Source organism: Alsobacter sp. SYSU BS001988 (genome assembly GCF_054796215.1).
Genome location: NZ_JBTAMK010000005.1, coordinates 140,381 through 157,638, shown reverse-complemented (window position 1 = coordinate 157,638; position 17,258 = coordinate 140,381). Strand labels below are relative to the sequence as shown.

Genomic DNA, 17,258 nt, shown 5'->3' with positions numbered 1-17,258 from the left:
TGGAGGGGAGGATGTCAGGCGAGCGCGATCCGGACGCGCCGGTTCTGCTTGCCCTTCTTTTCGATGGTGGTGACCAGGACGGTCCCGATCTCGCGCGTGTTGGCGACGTGCGTGCCGCCGCAGGGCTGGAGGTCGAGGCCTTCGATCTCGATCAGGCGCACGCGGCCCGATCCGATGGGCGGCTTCACCGACATGGTCTTCACCAGCCCCGGATTGGCCTCCAGCTCGGCGTCGGTGATCCAGCTCTGCCGCACGTCGGCGTTGCGGCCGACCGCCTTGGCGAGCGCCTCGGTCAACTGATCCTTGTCCAGCCCCGCGTCGGGGATGTCGAAATCGAGGCGGCCTTCGCCGTCGCCGATGGAGCCCCCGGTGACCGGATAGGGCAGCACGGTGGTGAGGAGATGCAGCGCGGTGTGGATGCGCATGCGCGGCAGGCGGACGGACCAGTCGATCCGGGCCGTCACGCGGTCGCCGACCGACGGCAAGGTCGAGCCCGCCTCCGGAACATGCACGATGGTGGACTTGTCCTCGCCATAGACGGCCGTGGCGATGGCGATCTCGGAGCCGTCAGCGGCCACGAGCGCGCCCTTGTCGCCCGGCTGGCCGCCGCCCGTCGGATAAAAGACGGTGCGGTCCAGGACGATCCCGCCCCGGTCGTTCACCTCCACCACCGTGGCGTCGCAGGACTGCAGGTAAGCGTCGTCTCTGAAAAGGAATTCGGTCGGCATTGAACGTCCATGAAATGCGGTTCGGGCGGCGACGCTAGACCAGTTCGGCCGTCCGTGGGAAGAGGCTGCGCCGCCGGGCGGCCCCGGGCCCTGGTTTTGGTCGCGGCGCATGCGCCCGCATGGCATCATGCAGCTCGACCCAAGCCGGCGAGGATGATCCAAGGCTTCGCCTTTCCCGTAGACAGGGGACCTTGCTTCACGCCGGCGTGAAGACCCCACGACACGAGAGCCATCTTGAGCCCGAACGACGAAGCCGCCCCGAACGGATCCCGACTGGACGAGCTGCTCGCCGGCTATGCGGCGGGGACGCTCAGCCCTCATCTCCACTCGCTCGTCGCGGCGCATCTCTATCTGAAGCCCGAGAGCCGGTCCTTCGTGCGCGCGATGGAGCAGATCGGGGCCCAAGCTCTCGAGGACATGCCCGCCTGCTCGGTCGCCGACCGGGACCGCAAGCTCGCGGCGATCTTCGAGGCCGCCGAGCGGGTCGAGCCGCGCCCCGCCGCGCCGGTCTGCTCGGTGATGCCGCCCCCGCTCTGCGCCGTCGCCGGCAAGCGGGTGTCGGACATTCCGTGGCGTTTCAAGCTTCCCGGCGTGCGCGAGTTCCGGCTTCCCGACCAGGCCGGAACCGAGGCGACCTTCTATTGGATCAAGCCCGGCAAGACCATTCCGTCGCATACCCACGAGGGCAGCGAGGTCACCCTGGTCCTGCGCGGCGGGTTCAGCGATTCGACCGGGCATTATGTGCGCGGCGACATCGCGATCGCCGATCCGGAGATCGACCACCATCCCCGGGCCGACGACGACGAGGACTGCATCTGCTTCGCCGTCACGGACGCGCCGCTGCGGCTCACCGGGCCGCTGGCGCGCTTCGTCCGCCGCATCGTCGGCCACTGAGGCCGCCCTTCCATTCAGCGACAGGACGGTCGGCGATGGCGAACACCTATCGGGCGTCTCCGGCCGACGGCGTGGCGTGGGTCACGGGCGCGAGCTCGGGCATCGGCCGGGCCACCGCGCTGGAGCTGGCGCGCCGCGGCTATGCGGTCGCGGCCACGGCCCGCCGCCGCGGGGAGCTGGAGGCGCTGGCCCGCGAGGCGACCGGCCCGGGGCGGATCGTCGCCTTCCCGGCGGATGTGACGCGCAAGGACGAGATGGCCGAGGCCTTCGCGGCGGTCGAGCGTAATTTGGGTCCCGTCGCCCTGGCCTTCCTGAACGCCGGCACGTTCTACCCCATGAAGGGCGCCGGCTTCGACGCCGATCTCGTGATGCGGACTTTCGAGGTGAATGTCGGGGGCGCGGTGAACGGGCTCGCCGTCCTGATCCCGGCGATGACGGGGCGGGGGCGTGGGCAGATCGCGTTGAACGCGTCGGTGGCGGGCTATGGCGGCCTGCCGACCTCGGCCGCTTATGGGGCCACCAAGGCGGCGCTGATCAACATGGCCGAGGCCCTGAAATTCACCTGCGACGACGTCGGCGTCACCCTGCAGGTGGTCAATCCGGGCTTCGTCGGCACGCCGCTGACCGACCGGAACGAGTTCCCGATGCCGTTCCTGATCCCGGCCGAGGACGCGGCGCGGCGGATCTGCGACGGTTTCGCCAAAGGCGGCTTCGAGATCACCTTCCCGCGCCGGCTGTCGTGGATCCTGAAGGCGATCAACCACCTGCCTTATAGCCTGTATTTTCCGCTCGTCGCCCGGGCGACGGGCGTCGGGCGCTCCCGCTAGGGAGGCGCTTCGCGCTCCCGGGCGCTCTCGATGGCGCGGCGCAGCTCCGCATGGGCCTTTGCGTCGAGGGGAAACCGCCACACGAGCGCGATGGCGGCCAGCTTCAGCAGGACCGGAAGGCCGGCGTAGAGAAAGGCCAGCGTGGCGAGGCTCGAGGGCGGATTGCCGGAGCCCAGCGCCGCGTCGAACCCGGCCGCGCCGAGAATCGGGAAGGCCACGCCCACCGCGCCGGCCAGCGCCAGTTTCGTGGCGAGCGCCCAGAACGCCAGATACACGCCGGTCCGTTCTTCGCCGGAGCGGGCCGTGTCGACGTCGATCACGTCGGCCTGCATGCTGGCCGGGAGGATGACGTCCGCGCCCAGGGCCAGCCCGGTGACGAGCGTGACGACCGCGAAGGCGGCGACGTCGCCCGACCCGAGCCATGGCGCGACCGAGAACGCCGCGCAGGCGAGCATCATTCCCCAGCACCAGGCCCGATGCTTGCTGGTGCGCCGCGCCAGCCAGAGCCAGCCGGGGACGCCGGCGACGCCGGCCAGGAAGTAGAGGACGAGCAGCGGGCCCGCCGCATCGGCGGCGTCCAGCCTGAAGCGCACGAAGAAGAGGAACAGCGTGGCCGGCAGGCCATTGGCGAGGCCGTTGACCAGGAAGGCGAGAAGCAGGCGCCAGAAAGGCCGGTTCGCGGCCAGCCCCGCGAGGCCGTCGCGCCAGCCCGCCGTCTTGCGCGAGCGCTCCACCGGCTCGGGCACGACGAGGACGGCGGCCGCCGTCCCGAGCGGGAGGGCGACGGCCACGATCGCCGCGAAGGCGGCCAGGACCGCGCCGTCGCCCTCGACGCCGAAGCGCGGCAGAAGGGCCGGAAGCGTCAGCGCCAGCAGGGCGCCCGCCACGGTGAGGGCCTCGCGATAGGCGGTGACGCGGTTGCGTCCCGCGTAGGACCGGGACAGCTCCGCTCCCCAGGCGCCGTAGGGAATCTGGATCGCCGTCCAGGCGATGGACAGCGCCGCTCCCCAGCCGAACAGGCCCCACAGGCCCGCGGAGGGCGGCGGCGCGAACACGCGCCACGCGGCGACCACGACGAAGGGCGTCGCCAGCGCCACCCACAGCCTCCGGCGCCCGAATCTCGGCCGGAACCGGTCGGCGAGGGCGCCCACGAGCGGGTCGCTGACCGCGTCGACGATGCGCACCATCATGAGCGTCTGGCCGACGGCCGCGATGGGCAAAGCGAGGCCCGCCGCGTAATAGGCCGGGACCAGCACATAGAAGGGCAGGCTCAGGATCGCGAGCGGAAGCGCCGGCAGCGCATAGGCCAGCAGCCGCCGGGCGCTCGGCTCGGCGTCGCCGGTCACGCGGGCTTCGTGTAGACGATCTGGCGCACGTCGATGTTGCCGGAGAGGAACCCCGCCTCGCAATAGGCCAGATAGTACTCCCACATGCGCCGGAAGCGCTCGTCGAAGCCGAGGGGGACGAGGTTCGGCCACGCCTCGCGGAAGCGCTCGCGCCAGGTGGCGAGCGTCACCGCGTAATCCAGGCCGAAGATCCGCTCGTCGCGGAGCGCGAGGCCGACCTTCTCGCCGAGATGCTTCATCATAGCGGGGGAGGGCAGCATGCCGCCCGGAAAGATGTAGCGGCGGATGAAGTCGATCTCGCGCCGGTAGGTCTCGAACAGGCTGTCCTTGATGGTGATGACCTGCAGCCCGGCCGAGCCGCCTGCCTTGAGGCGCGCGGACAGCTGGCGGAAATAGACCGCCCAGTACTCTTCTCCCACGGCCTCGAACATCTCGATCGAGGCGATGCGGTCATAGACGCCCTTCTCGTCGCGATAGTCCTGGAGCTTGATCTCGACCCTGTCGGCGAGGCCGGCCTCGGCCATGCGGCGGCGGGCGTAGTCGAACTGCTCGCGCGAGATCGTCAGGCCGGTGACGCGGCAGCCGATCTCGCGCGCGGCGTATTCGGCGAAGCCGCCCCACCCGCATCCGATCTCCAGCACGTGGTGCTCGGGGCCGATCTGAAGCTTGTGGGCGAGCGCTTCGTATTTCCGCTTCTGGGCGGTGGCGAGGTCTTCGCCCGCGCCGGCGAACAGGGCCGACGAATAGGTCATCGAGCCGTCGAGCCAGGACTCGTAGAACCGGTTCCCGAGATCGTAATGGGCGTGGATGTTGCGGCGCGAGCCCGAGCGCGTGTTGCGGTTCATCCAGTGGCGCACGCGCTGGAGGAACCGGGCGACGGGCCGGTGCTCCAGTATGTTGGCGATCAGGTGGTGATTGGCGCAAAAAAGCTCGAGGAAGCGGGTCAGGTCCGGCGTGTCCCACTCGCCATGCAGGAACGCCTCGGCGATGCCGATGTCGCCGCCCTCGATGAGCCGCCTCGCGAACTGGATGTCGCGCACCGTCATGACGGCGTCCGGGCCGGCCTGCGGCCCCTCGATCAGCAGGGTCCTGCCGTCGGGAAGGCCCACGGTGAGCGAGCCCGCTTCCAGGCGAGCCGCGAAGGCCACGGCCTGACGGGCGGCGAAGGGAAGATCGCGCGTCACGTCGGAGAGGTTGTCGGCGGTCACCCGGACCGGGGCGGAGGCAAGGGGGATCGGCAGGTCCATCGGGCCGAGCGTCCTCATTGAAAAATGCTTGGTCATGAGCGGGATGCGGCCATGTCTTGAACTCCCGTCGGAATGGTCTCGTGGGCGGAGGCGCTCCCGGCGGGGGACTTGGCGTAGACGCCGTCGGCGATGCTGACGGCGGGCGGCGCGGGCGGGCGGGGCGTCAGGCGCATGCCCTTGGCCCAGAGCCGCAGCGCTTCCCAGTGAATGCCGCCGACGACCTTGAGGGTGAGGAGAGGCACGCGCGCCAGGGCGCGCAGGATCGAGGCGGTCGTCAGCGCGCTCCGCCCGCCGTGGAAGGCCGCCGCCAGGAGCGGGCCTTCAGCGTCCGACTCCAGGATGCGCAGCGTCACCCGTTCGCCGGGCGGAAGCACGCGGAACCGGTAGCCCATCTCCATCCCGTTGAACGGCGACACGTAGAAGAGCTTGCGCCGTTCCTGCCGCACCCCGGCCGGACCGATCTGGACGTCCTCGACGGGGCACACATAAGTGTGGTTCTGCCCGAAGGTGTTGCGGACCTCGTAGACGATGGCGGCCAGGTCGCCGTCGGCCCGGTAGGCGAAATAGACCGCCAGCGGATTGAAGGCGAAGCCCAGCATCCGCGGATAGCACAACAGCAGCACGCGCCCGTCCGGCGGTTCGACGCCCGCCGCCGCGACGATGCGTCGGACGTGATCCTGCAGCGACGATCCGTCCCGCGGCCCGTGGTCCCGCTCGTGGAAGGAGAGCAGGTTGAAGCGGCCGACCGAAAAGGCCGCGCTCGCCGCGTCGGCGTCCTTCAGGCGGCCGAGATCGACGAGGAGCGAGAAGACCTCATAGGAGAATCGATGCGCGACCGGCTTCAGCCGGGCGTGCATCACCACGCCCCGGTAGATCGAGACGGCGTCCGCCGGAGGCGGAAATGTCGCGCGCGCTCCGCTCATTCGGCGGCCTCCAGCAGGGCGGCGCTCTCCTGCACGACCGCCTTGCGCCGCCACGACACGGTCCCGCCCAGCGCCTCGGCCACTGCGAGGCCCGAGCGGACCCCGTCCTCGTGGAAGCCGTAGCCGGTCCAGGCTCCGCAGAACCAGACGCGGTTGCGGCCCTGCACGGTAGGCAGCGCCTTCTGGGCGGCGAGCGCCGCCGCGTCGAACTGGGGATGGGCGTAGCTGAAGCGGCCGAAGGTCTTCTCCGCCGCGGGCGGACGAGGCGGGTTCAGGGTCACGAAGAGCGGCTTCGCCGGGTCGACGCCCTGCAGGGCGTTCATCCAGTAGGAGACGCAGAGATCCGCCTGCGGGTCGTCGTTCTGCATCACGTTCCAGGCCGACCAGGCGCGGCGGCGGCGCGGCATCAAGGCGAGGTCGCGATGCAGGTAGACGTCGTTGTCGCGGAACCGGACGGCGCCGAGGACGGCCTTCTCCTGCTCGCTCGCATCGGCGAGCATGGCGAGCGTCTGGTCCGAATGGGACGCGAACACGACCTGGTCGAACAGCTCCGTCTGGCCGGTCGAGTCGGTGACCTCGACCCCATCGGGACCGCGAACGACGCGCGTCACGCCGGCGCCCAGACGGATCCGGTCGCGGTAGGGAGCGCTGACGCGCTCGACATAGGACCGGCTGCCGCCCACGACCGTGCGCCACACCGGCCGCTCCCATTGCAGCAGATGGTGGTTCTGGAAAAAGGCGATGAAGCTCTCGGCCGGGAAGGCCAGCATGGCGGCCGGCGACATCGACCAGATCGCGGCGCCCATCGGCACGATGTAGTCGTCCCGGAAGCGCCGGGAGAAGCCGCGCAGGGTGACGTAGTGGTCGAGCGACAACGAGCCGAGCCGGCCGGCCTTCCTGTCCTCGACGGCGACCCTGTTGAAGCGCAGCACCTCGATCAGCATGCGCATGTAGCCGGGCGAGAGCAGGTTGCGCCGCTGCGCGAAGAGCCCGTTGGCGACGTCCGTCGTGCGCCCGCACCACTCGAAGCGGCCGCCGCGCGCCGAGACGGCGAAGCTCATGTCGGAGGCGCGCGTCTCGACGCCGAGTTCGGCGAAGAGGGCCGTCAGGTTCTCGTAATTGGGTTCGTTGAAGACGATGAAGCCGGTGTCCACCGCGATCCGCTCGCCGTCATAGTCGACGTCCACGGTGGCCGAATGGCCTCCCAGGCGATTCTCGCGCTCATAGACCGTCAGGCGGTGGGACGTGCTGGTCGCGATCGCGTAGGCGGCCGCGTTGCCGGCGATGCCGGTCCCGATGATGGCGATGCGCATGTGAACCCAAGCGAAAGCGTTGCCGATTGCGCTGGAGTATACGGACGCTTCGCGCGTTCGGTTTCAGCCTTTCGACGAGGAAATCTCCGAAAGCGCGGCGAGCGCCAGGGCCCGGGCTTCGGCGTGGTCGACGACGGGGAGCGGATAGGTGTCGCCGAGGCGCACGCCGGCCCTGGCCAGGACGTCCGGAGAGGCGGTCCAGGGCTTGTGGATCACGTCCGCCGGCAGGCGGGCGAGTTCGGGCGCGAAGGCGCGGACATAGTCGCCCCGCGGATCGAACTTCTCGCCCTGCAGGATGGGGTTGAAGATCCGGTAATAGGGCGCGGCGTCCGCCCCGGAGCCGGCGACCCATTGCCAGCTCGCGGCGTTGTTGGCCGGGTCGGCGTCGACCAGCGTGTCCCAGAACCAGGCCTCGCCCTCGCGCCAGTCCTGGAGGAGGTGCTTGATGAGGAAGGACGCGGCGATCATCCGAACCCGGTTGTGCATCCATCCCGTGCGCCAGAGCTGCCGCATGCCGGCGTCGACGATCGGGTAGCCGGTCATCCCGCGCCGCCAGGCCCGGACGAGATCCGGGTCGGGACGCCAGGGGAAATCGTCGAACTTGCGCTGGACATTGGTCCGCGCCAGCTCCGGATGCCGGAAGAGGAGATGGTGCGAAAACTCGCGCCAGCCCAGCTCGGACTGGAACTTGGCGAGGTCCTCCACGGGCGCCGGGGACGAACCGTTCTCGACGGCCGCTTCGGCCGCGGCCCAGATCTGGCGGGGGCTGATCTCGCCGAAGCGAAGGTGGGGGGACAACCGCGAGGTCGCGGCCCGGTCGGGCCTGTCGCGCCCGTCGCCATAGCCCTTCAGCTCGCGCCGGAGGAAGGCGTCGAGGCGGGCCTGCGCGCCGGCCTCGCCGGGCGTCCAGGTCTCCCGCAGCCCGCCGGCCCAGTCCGGCCGGGTGGGAAGCAGGGCCAGGTCGTCCAGCGTCACGGCGCCGAGATCGGCGTCGCTCGCCTCGGCGCTCTGCAACCTGTCCACCGGGGCGAGCGGCGAAGGGGGCGGCCCGGACGCCTGGGCGGCGCGCCAGAACGGGGTGAAGACCTTCATCGGCTCGCCCGCGCGCGACTTCACCATCCACGGTTCGTACAGAAGGGCGCCGTTGAAGCTCTCGGCGACGATCCCCTGCGCCCTCAGATCGGCCTTCACGTCCGAATCGACCGCCATGCCCGGGCCGTCATACCGGCGGTTCCAGTACGCCGCCGCGGGGGCAAGCTTCACGCGCAGCCGCTCGATCACCATCCGGGCGGGACCGCGCAGGATCACCAGACGGCCGCCGGCCTTTTCCAGGCTCGCCGCCAGCGCCGCCAGCGAATGATGCAGCCACCAGCGAGACGCGCCTCCCAGCGGGCGGACGCCGTCGCTCTGCTCGTCGAAGACATAGAAGGCCAGCACCGGCGCGCCGCTGTCGCGGGCCGCGGTCAGGGCCGGATTGTCGGAGAGCCGGAGGTCCTCGCGGAACCAGACGAGCGCGGGTCGTGTCATCAGGCTGGCCATCTCCCGGAGGCGCTGCGGAGCCCCCAGCCTACGGCGCGCGGCCCGGCCCAGATCACCGGCGCGAGGCGCCCGCGCGAACGCGGAGCGACCGTCCCGGCCCCGGCGGGCCAAGCTCAAGTCTCTGGATTGTTTTGGATTTCAGACGCCGAAGAAGAGAGTTGGCTCCCCGAGCAGGGCTCGAACCTGCGACAATTCGATTAACAGTCGAATGCTCTACCAACTGAGCTATCGGGGACCGTCGGCAGGCGGGGGATTACATCAGCCGAACCGGTCGCGCAACCCCTTCGATGCGAAGAGGGCCGCAAAAGATTTCAGTCAACCAATCGAAACGAAAGGCGTTGCCCGGCCGCGGCGAGTTCTGTATCAGGGCCTTGCTCGCGCCGCCCAACTCCCGGGCGGAGACACGATGGCCTCGTGGCGGAGTGGTTACGCAGAGGACTGCAAATCCTTGCACCCCGGTTCGATTCCGGGCGAGGCCTCCATCCCCCGCCGTCCCCCATGACCATCGCCCGCGCAGGGCTTCGCCGGATGTCGGGAGCGCTTGCGTTTTCGCTTCGGCTGGTCGAAAACGCGGCACGTTCTTGGCTGCGGCCGCCCGGTCCGCGCCGTCTTCCTTCCCGCAGGAGGTCACCCATGCCCGACTATGCTTTGCAGCGCCGCATGATGGTCGACTGCCAGCTGCGGACCTATGACATCACGTCCGCTCCCGTGCTCGAGGCCATGGAGGAGACCCCGCGCGAGCTGTTCCTCGCGGCGGACCAGCGCAGCATCGCCTATGCGGATCTGGGCCTGACGGTCGGCGCGGCCGACGGCGCCAGGCGCACGATGCTCTCCCCGATGGTCTTCGCCCGGCTGCTCCAGGCGGCCTCGATTCGCCCGGAGGACGTGGTCCTCGACGTCGGCTGCGGGACGGGCTACTCCAGCGCCGTGCTGGCGCGGCTCGCCGCCTCGGTGGTGGCTCTCGAATCGGATCCGGCGCTCGCCTCCAAGGCCGGCGAGATCCTGGGCGGCCTGGGCGTCGCGAACGTCGCCGTCGTGTCGGGCCCGCTCAAGAGCGGCTGCGAGAAGGAGGCGCCGTTCGACGTCATCGTGGTAAACGGGGCGTTCGAACTGGAGCCGACCGGGCTGTTCGCCCAGTTGCGCGACGGCGGCCGGCTGGTCGGCGTCCATGGCGTGGGCCGCTCGGCCAAGGCCATGGTCTACAGGAAGTCGGGAGACATCGTGGGGGGCAGGGCGGTTTTCGACGCCGCGGCCCCGGTCATCGACGAGTTCAAGGCTGTCCCGACCTTCGTGTTTTGACGCTTATCACTGTCACCTTTTTGCGGCAGTGACTCGAAATCGGCCCGGGCAACTTCAATGATCGCCTGGGACAGGTTAGCCTCTAGCAAGCTGAGGTTAGGCTGCGTGTCATAAACTTAGCTATGGTTGCGTTTGCGGCTTTGCTGCGCAGACTTCCGCTGCTCTGGGAGGCGATTGTCCGGAGCGGCTCCAGGTACGACGAGGCGGGTGGCGAATTGTCAAAGGGTCTGACCCCAAACGCGCGCAAGGCGCTTCTGTCCTGCGCGGTCGCCGCTTTGCTGCTTCCCAGCGGAGTGGTGAATGCGGAAACCATCGAGAGCGCCCTTGCGCGAGCCTATAACGCAAACCCTCAGCTGAATGCGCAGCGGGCGGCCGTTCGCGCCGTGGACGAGAACGTGAATCAGGCGCTGTCGGGCTATCGGCCGAAGGTCGCCGCGTCGGCGGACGTCGGGTACAGCGTCCAAGATCTGACGTCGCCTGTCTCGGGCAGTAAGAACGAAAAATTCTTCCCTCATGGGGTAGGCCTGCAGGTCAACCAGACTCTGTTCAACGGCTTTCGGACCGGCAACTCGGTCCGCCGCGCCGACGCCAACGTCCTTGCGGCGCGCGAACAGCTCCGCTCGACCGAGCAGTCGGTCCTGCTGGATGGCGCGACGGCCTATATGGACGTGCTGCGCGACACCGCGATCCTGAATTTGCGCAACAACAACATCGACGTGCTCGACGAGCAGCTGCGCCAGACGCGCGACCGCTTCAATGTCGGCGAGGTGACCCGCACGGACGTCGCCCAGGCCGAAGCCCGCCTGGCGGCGTCGCGTTCCGACGCGAGCTCCGCGGCCGGCAACCTCAAGGCCTCGCTGTCGCGCTTCCGCCAGGTCATCGGCGTGGAGGCGCGCCAGCTCGCCCCGGCCAAGCCGCTCGAGGCCAATCTGCCGCGGACCCTGGAGGCCGCGGTCGCGCTGTCGCAGTCCGCCCACCCCTCGATCCAGTCCGCCCTTCACTCAGTCGACGCGGCGGCGCTGCTGGTGAAGGTCACGGAAGGCGAGCTCGCGCCCAGCGTCTCGCTGCAGGGCACGCTGACTCATCGGTGGCAGTACCAGTCGACCGGCTCGGAGCTGAACACCGCGGCGGTGACCGGCACCCTTTCGGTGCCGATCTACGAAGGCGGCGAGGTCTATTCTCGTGTCCGCCAGGCCAAGGAGACGCTGGGCCAGCGCCGGATCGAGGCCGATCAGGTGCGCGATTCGGTGCGCCAGTCGGTGGTGTCCGCCTGGGCGGCCCTCGAAGCCACCAAGGAGCGCATCACGGCGTCCCAGGCGCAGATCCAGGCGGCTGAAGTGGCGCTGAACGGCGTGCGCGAAGAAGCCAAGGTCGGACAGCGCACCACGCTCGACGTGCTGAACGCCCAGCAGGAGCTCCTCACGGCGCGCGTCAGCCTGATCACGGCCCAGCGCGACCGGGTGGTGGCGTCCTACAACCTGCAGAGCGCGCTCGGGCGGCTGTCGTCCAACCAGCTCCGCCTTGCGACCCAGGAGTACAAGCCCTCGGTCCATTACGAGCAGGTCCGCGACAAGTGGATCGGCCTGCGCAACCCCGACGGCCGCTGATCTCCGAAGCTTCTGGATAGCCGCTTCAACCGGGTTGCGCCCCGGCGAACCGAGACGATACTTGCGTCCGAGCGTCGACGCGGACTGGTTTGATTCGGCGCGTCTTTGGCGATGACGGAGCGGCGGGCCCGATGAGTGCTGCGAGCCTGAAGGCGAACGAACCTTCGATGGAGGAGATTCTCGCCTCCATTCGTCGCATCATCGCGGACGACCAGAAGGATGCGCCCGTCGCCGCCCAGCCGGAGCCTGAGCCGGAGGCGGCCCAGGAGCCCGAGGACGACGTGCTCGACCTCGCGACCGTGCAGCAGCCGGGCTGGGACGACGTCGAGCATTCGGACGACGAGGACGCCGTGGACTTCCGCGAGACGGAGGATCCTCTGCTCATCCTTCCCAAGCGCGAGGAGCCCGTCGCGCCGCCCCCGGCGCCCGAGCCGCCGCCGCCTCCTCCGGCGGCGCCCGCGCCTCCTCCTCCGCGCGCGGAGGATGCGCTGCTGTCGCCCATGGCGGACGCTGCGGTGGCCTCGACCTTCAACATGTTCTCGTCGGCCATTCTGACGACCCAGGCGCGGACGCTGGAGGATCTCGTCAAGGACATGATGCGGCCGATGCTGAAGGCGTGGCTGGACGACAATCTGCCGGCCCTCGTCGAGCGGCTCGTCAAGGCCGAGATCGAGCGGCTGTCGCGCGGTCCGCGCGGCTGAGCCCTCCGCCCCGCCGCGAGGCGGGCCTGCCCGGCGCAGCATCGCCGTTGACTAAGCGCGCCTGCTCGGTTTTCTAGCGCGCAGCGCGGGCCGGACGCCCGGCCGAAGGATTCACGATGGACAAGACGTTCGAACCCGCTTCCGTCGAGAAGCGCATCGCCGAGCTTTGGGAGCGGGAACAGGCGTTCAAGGCCGGCCGGCCCGAGCGGGCGGGCGCGGAGCCCTACACCATCGTGATCCCGCCGCCGAACGTCACCGGCTCGCTCCACATGGGGCATGCGCTCAACAACACGCTGCAGGACATCCTGTGCCGCTTCGAGCGCATGCGCGGCAAGGACGTGCTCTGGCAGCCGGGCACCGACCATGCGGGCATCGCCACCCAGATGGTGGTGGAGCGCCAGCTCATGGAGAAGCAGGAGCCGGGCCGCCGCGCGATGGGCCGCGAGGCCTTCGTGAAGCGCGTCTGGGAGTGGAAGGCCGAATCCGGCGGCGTGATCGTCAACCAGCTGAAGCGCCTGGGCGCGTCCTGCGACTGGTCGCGCGAGCGCTTCACCATGGACGAGGGCCTGTCCCGGGCCGTGCTGAAGGTGTTCGTCGCCCTGCACAAGCAGGGCCTGATCTATCGCGACAAGCGCCTCGTGAACTGGGACCCGAAGTTCCAGACCGCGATCTCGGACCTCGAGGTCGTGCAGGTCGAGAAGAAGGGCAGCTTCAAGTGGGAGCGCCCGGCTGCGGACGCCGAGGAGCCGAAGGCGCTCGATCTCGCCGCCCTGGGCAAGCTGCTGGACCGAGACCCGAGCGGGCACCTGTTCTATTTCGACTACCCGCTCGAAGGCGCGGCCTATGACCCGGCCGACGCCGGCACGTTCATCCGCATCGCGACGACGCGCCCGGAGACGATGCTGGGCGACACCGCCATCGCGGTGCATCCCGAGAACGAGACGCTGAAGCATCTCATCGGCCGCAATGTGGTGCTGCCGCTGGTCGGGCGCGTGATCCCGATCGTGGCCGACGACTACGCCGACCCGGAGAAGGGCACCGGCGCGGTGAAGATCACCCCGGCGCACGACTTCAACGACTTCGAGGTCGGCAAGCGGCACGGCTTGGCGGTGGTCAACATCCTGGACGCCGAAGCGGCCATGCTGCTGGCCGGCAATGACGCCTTCCTGGCGGGCGCGAGCCCGGAGCCTGAGGTCATGGCCCTCCACGGGGTCGACCGCTTCGAGGCCCGCAAGCGCGTGGTCGCCCTGATGGCCGGGAAGGGCCTTCTGGCCACGATCGAGCCGACCGGCCACACCGTCCCGCATGGCGACCGGTCCAATGTGGTGATCGAGCCCTGGCTGACGGACCAGTGGTATGTCGACGCCAAGACCCTGGCGCAGCCGGCGCTCGCCGCCGTGCGCGACGGGCGGACCAAATTCGTGCCCGAGAACTGGGAGAAGACCTACTTCCAGTGGCTCGACAACATCGAGCCCTGGTGCGTCTCGCGCCAGCTCTGGTGGGGTCACCAGATCCCCGCCTGGTACGGGCCGGACGGCTCCATCTTCGTCGAGGAGAGCGAGGAGGCGGCCTACGCCAGCGCCAAGGCGCGTTTCGGCGACGCCGTGCAGCTCACGCGCGACGAGGACGTGCTCGACACTTGGTTCTCGTCAGCGCTCTGGCCCTTCTCCACCCTCGGCTGGCCGGACGCCACGCCCGAGCTGGCGCGGCACTATCCCACGGATGTGCTGGTCACCGGCTTCGACATCATCTTCTTCTGGGTCGCCCGGATGATGATGATGGGCCTCCATTTCATGGAGGAGATCCCCTTCCACACGGTCTACATCCACGCCCTCGTCCGCGACGAGAAAGGGGCGAAGATGTCGAAGTCGAAGGGCAACGTCATCGACCCGCTGGAGCTCGTGGAGGCCTACGGCGCGGACGCCCTGCGCTTCACGCTGGCCGCCATGGCGGCGCAGGGGAGGGACATCAAGCTCTCCCGCCAGCGCGTCGAGGGCTACCGCAACTTCGCGACCAAGCTCTGGAACGCGGCGCGCTTCGCCGAGATGAACGAGTGCGCGCGCGTGGCCGGGTTCGACCCCGCGTCGGCCAGGCTGCCGCTGAACCGCTGGGCCCTGTCGGAACTCGGGACCGCGGTGGCCGAGGTCACCGCCGCGATCGAGGCCTACAGGTTCAACGATGCGGCTAACGCCGCCTACCGTTTCGTCTGGAACGTGTTCTGCGACTGGTATCTGGAGCTCGCCAAGCCGGTCTTCATGGGGTCGGACGAGGCCGAGAAGGCCGAGACCCGCGCGAGCGTAGCGCATGTGCTGGACGCCATCGCCAAGCTGCTGCACCCGTTCATGCCGTTCCTCACCGAGGAGCTCTGGGAGATCAAGGGCCAGGAAGGGCCGAAGCGCGAGACCATCCTGGCGCTGGCGCCCTGGCCGGCCGACGCGGGCGTCGCCGACCCGGACGCCCAGGCGGAGATCGGCTGGCTGGTCGACCTGATCACCGAGATCCGCTCGGCCCGGCAGGAGGTGAACGTGCCGGCCGCAGCGCAGATCCCGCTCGTATTGGTGGGCGTGGGCGAGGAAACGCGCGTCCGCGCCGAGCGTTGGGGAGACATGCTCAAGCGTCTGGCGAGGTTGTCGGCGATCGACTTCGCCACGGCGGCGCCCAGCGAGTCGGTCCAGCTCGTCGTCCGGGGCGACGTCGCCGCCCTGCCGCTGGCGGGCGTGGTCGACATCGAGGCCGAGAGCCAGCGGCTCCAGAAGGAGATCGGCAAGCTGGAGGCGGACGTCGCCAAGGTGGACGCCAAGCTTGGCAACGCCGACTTCCTGGCCCGGGCGCCCGAGGAGGTCGTCGAGGAGCAGCGCGAGCGCCGCCAGGAGGCGCTCGACCGGGCCGGCAAGCTCCGTGACGCCCTGGAGCGGTTGAAGAAAGCGTAGGCCCGCCGCGCCACTTCCCCGGCGAATCGAGGTCGGTCCCGAACGGTCCGCAGCCGTCGGGCGCCGGAATCCGGGCCGAACGATCGTCAATCGCCGGACCGACATGGGTCGCGCTCGGGCGCTTCGCACGGGACCGGCGGCCCGCGGCTCCCGCGGGGTTGCTTCATGCGGGCGGGAACAAAGGCGATTCAGCCGCCCGGGTTGTTGCAACGCCTCGGGTTCTGTCGCACCGTCCTCGCCAGATACGTCGATTTCAGGCGAGGACCATCATGTTCCATCACCCCTTCCGCAGCGTCTGCGCGGTGGTCGCGCTGGGCCTCGGGCTCACGGCCGCTTCGGCCGAGACCGTGTACAATCGCGGCGCCCAGGGCGAGCCGGAGACCCTCGATCCGCAGAAAACCTCGACCGTGGTCGAGAGCGACCTGCTGCTGGACCTCTATGAAGGGCTCGTGACCTACGACGCCAAGGCCAATGTCGTGCCGGGCGTCGCCGAGAGCTGGACGGTCAATGACGACGGCTCCGTCTACCGGTTCAAGCTGCGGGCCAACGCCAAGTGGTCGAACGGCGACCCGGTCACGGCGAACGACTTCGTGTTCTCGTTCCGCAGGCTGATGAACCCGGAGACGGGCGCGAAATACGCCAACGTGCTCTACACGATCAAGAACGGCGAGAAGGTCAACAAGGGCCAGGCCAAGGTCGAGGAGCTCGGCGTCAAGGCCATCGACGACAAGACGCTGGAGATCGCGCTGGAGACGCCGGCGCCCTATTTCGTCGCCCAATTGGCCCACCAGACCGGCATTCCGGTCCACCCCGCTTCGGTGCAGAAATACGGCAAGGATTTCGTCAAGGCCGAGAACTGGGTCTCCAACGGCGCCTATACGTTGAAGAGCTTCTCGCCCAACGACAAGATCGTGCTGGTCAAGAACCCGAACTACCGCGAGGCCGCGGCCACCAAGGTCGACACGGTCAACGTCTTCGGCATCGAGGATCGCTCGGCCGCCCTGCGCCGCTTCCAGGCGGGGGAGCTCGACACCTATGGCGACGTCCCCACGGACCAGATCAAGTTCATCCGCGAGAACCTGAAGACGAAGTTCAGGCTCGCGCCCTATCTGGGCACCTACTACTTCGTCTTCAACACCAAGAAGCCGCCCTTCGACGACGTGCGGGTGCGTCAGGCGCTGTCCATGGTCGTCGATCGCGAGTTCCTGGCGGAGGACATCTGGGGCGGGACGATGATCCCCGCCTATTCCTTCGTGCCGCCGGGGATCGGCAATTACGGCGAGCCCGCCTTCGCCAGCTGGAAGGACATGTCCCCGATCGAGCGGGAGGACAAGGCCAAGGAGCTTCTGAAGGCGGCGGGCTACGGCCCGGGCGGCAAGAAGCTCACCGTCGAGATCCGCTACAACACGTCCGAGAACCACAAGAACACGTCCGTGGCGCTCGCCAATATGTGGAAGCCCTTCAACGTGGACGTGAAGCTCGTCAACACGGACCTGAAGACCCACTACGCGCTCTTGCGCGACAAGGGCGACTTCGACGTGGCCCGGGCGGGGTGGATCGCCGACTATTCCGACCCGCAGAACTTCCTCTTCCTGGCCGAGAGCGACAACAAGGGGCTGAACTACGCCAATTACGCCAATCCCGACTACGACGCGCTGATGAAGAAGGCGGCTTCGGAGAAGGACCTGACCGCCCGGGCGGCGATCCTGAGGGACGCGGAGGCGATCTTCATGCGCGACCAGCCCTATATCCCGCTGCTCTATTACGGCTCGAAGAACCTGGTCTCCGACAAGGTGTCCGGCTTCGAGACGAACGTGCTCGACCGCCATCTGTCCCGGTTCATCACGATCAAGCCCTGAGCTGGCGGCCGACGCCGACCCACGCGGCGGGAGTGCCCGCCGCGG

At 69.0% G+C, this 17,258-nt stretch carries 13 protein-coding genes and 2 tRNA genes; 8 read left to right on the top strand and 7 right to left on the bottom strand.

Translation table 11 applies throughout. The features are described from left to right. Positions 1-14 precede the first annotated feature (14 nt). Positions 15-728, bottom strand: a complete 714-nt coding sequence (locus ACYVO7_RS12325) for an alanyl-tRNA editing protein (protein WP_460450116.1) — start codon at positions 726-728, stop codon at positions 15-17. Between the two features lie 234 nt (positions 729-962). Between ACYVO7_RS12325 and ACYVO7_RS12320 the strand changes: the two genes are divergently transcribed. Both ACYVO7_RS12320 and ACYVO7_RS12315 read left to right on the top strand, forming a co-directional pair. Further along, the gene (locus ACYVO7_RS12320) at positions 963-1,622 is read left to right on the top strand and encodes a ChrR family anti-sigma-E factor (RefSeq protein WP_460450115.1); all 660 of its coding nucleotides are present in this window, start codon (positions 963-965) and stop codon (positions 1,620-1,622) included. A gap of 35 nt (positions 1,623-1,657) precedes the next feature. Next, entirely contained in the window at positions 1,658-2,449 is a 792-nt protein-coding gene (locus ACYVO7_RS12315) for an SDR family NAD(P)-dependent oxidoreductase (protein ID WP_460450114.1), read from the top strand. Here the strand turns inward: ACYVO7_RS12315 and ACYVO7_RS12310 are convergent. From ACYVO7_RS12310 to ACYVO7_RS12285, 6 genes are all read right to left on the bottom strand, one after another. Continuing rightward, positions 2,446-3,795, bottom strand: coding sequence for an MFS transporter (locus tag ACYVO7_RS12310; protein ID WP_460450113.1), 1,350 nt, complete (start codon positions 3,793-3,795; stop codon positions 2,446-2,448). The genes ACYVO7_RS12315 and ACYVO7_RS12310 overlap by 4 nt on opposite strands. Next, a complete protein-coding gene (locus tag ACYVO7_RS12305; RefSeq protein WP_460450112.1) occupies positions 3,792-5,042 on the bottom strand; it encodes a class I SAM-dependent methyltransferase in 1,251 nt (416 codons plus the stop codon). Before ACYVO7_RS12305 ends, ACYVO7_RS12310 begins: the two co-directional genes overlap by 4 nt. Positions 5,043-5,074: 32 nt before the next feature. Continuing rightward, positions 5,075-5,965 carry a DUF1365 domain-containing protein gene (locus tag ACYVO7_RS12300; protein ID WP_460450111.1) on the bottom strand — a complete coding sequence of 297 codons (891 nt, stop codon included), beginning with the start codon at positions 5,963-5,965 and terminating at the stop codon, positions 5,075-5,077. Continuing rightward, complete coding sequence (locus ACYVO7_RS12295) at positions 5,962-7,278, bottom strand: NAD(P)/FAD-dependent oxidoreductase (RefSeq protein WP_460450110.1); 1,317 nt, start codon at positions 7,276-7,278, stop codon at positions 5,962-5,964. The genes ACYVO7_RS12300 and ACYVO7_RS12295 overlap by 4 nt, the downstream gene beginning before the upstream one ends. 63 nt (positions 7,279-7,341) lie before the next feature. Next, entirely contained in the window at positions 7,342-8,805 is a 1,464-nt protein-coding gene (locus tag ACYVO7_RS12290; RefSeq protein ID WP_460450109.1) for a cryptochrome/photolyase family protein, read from the bottom strand. A gap of 171 nt (positions 8,806-8,976) precedes the next feature. Then, positions 8,977-9,052, bottom strand: a tRNA-Asn gene (locus ACYVO7_RS12285). A 173-nt stretch (positions 9,053-9,225) separates the two neighbouring features. On the opposite strand from ACYVO7_RS12285, the gene ACYVO7_RS12280 reads away from it, so the two are divergent. The 6 genes from ACYVO7_RS12280 to ACYVO7_RS12255 all read left to right on the top strand — a co-directional run bounded on the left by ACYVO7_RS12280 (position 9,226) and on the right by ACYVO7_RS12255 (position 17,213). After that, positions 9,226-9,299: transfer RNA gene (locus tag ACYVO7_RS12280), tRNA-Cys, on the top strand. Between the two features lie 151 nt (positions 9,300-9,450). Further along, complete coding sequence (locus ACYVO7_RS12275) at positions 9,451-10,116, top strand: protein-L-isoaspartate O-methyltransferase family protein (protein WP_460450108.1); 666 nt, start codon at positions 9,451-9,453, stop codon at positions 10,114-10,116. Positions 10,117-10,238: 122 nt separating this feature from the next. Beyond that, the gene (locus tag ACYVO7_RS12270; protein ID WP_460450107.1) at positions 10,239-11,723 is read left to right on the top strand and encodes a TolC family outer membrane protein; all 1,485 of its coding nucleotides are present in this window, start codon (positions 10,239-10,241) and stop codon (positions 11,721-11,723) included. A 167-nt stretch (positions 11,724-11,890) separates the two neighbouring features. Further along, on the top strand, positions 11,891-12,424 hold the full coding sequence (locus ACYVO7_RS12265; protein WP_460450106.1) for a PopZ family protein: 534 nt from the start codon (positions 11,891-11,893) through the stop codon (positions 12,422-12,424). 116 nt (positions 12,425-12,540) lie between these two features. Then, positions 12,541-15,354, top strand: a complete 2,814-nt coding sequence (locus tag ACYVO7_RS12260; protein ID WP_460450105.1) for a valine--tRNA ligase — start codon at positions 12,541-12,543, stop codon at positions 15,352-15,354. 269 nt (positions 15,355-15,623) lie between these two features. After that, complete coding sequence (locus ACYVO7_RS12255; RefSeq protein WP_460450104.1) at positions 15,624-17,213, top strand: peptide ABC transporter substrate-binding protein; 1,590 nt, start codon at positions 15,624-15,626, stop codon at positions 17,211-17,213. Positions 17,214-17,258: the final 45 nt, after the last annotated feature.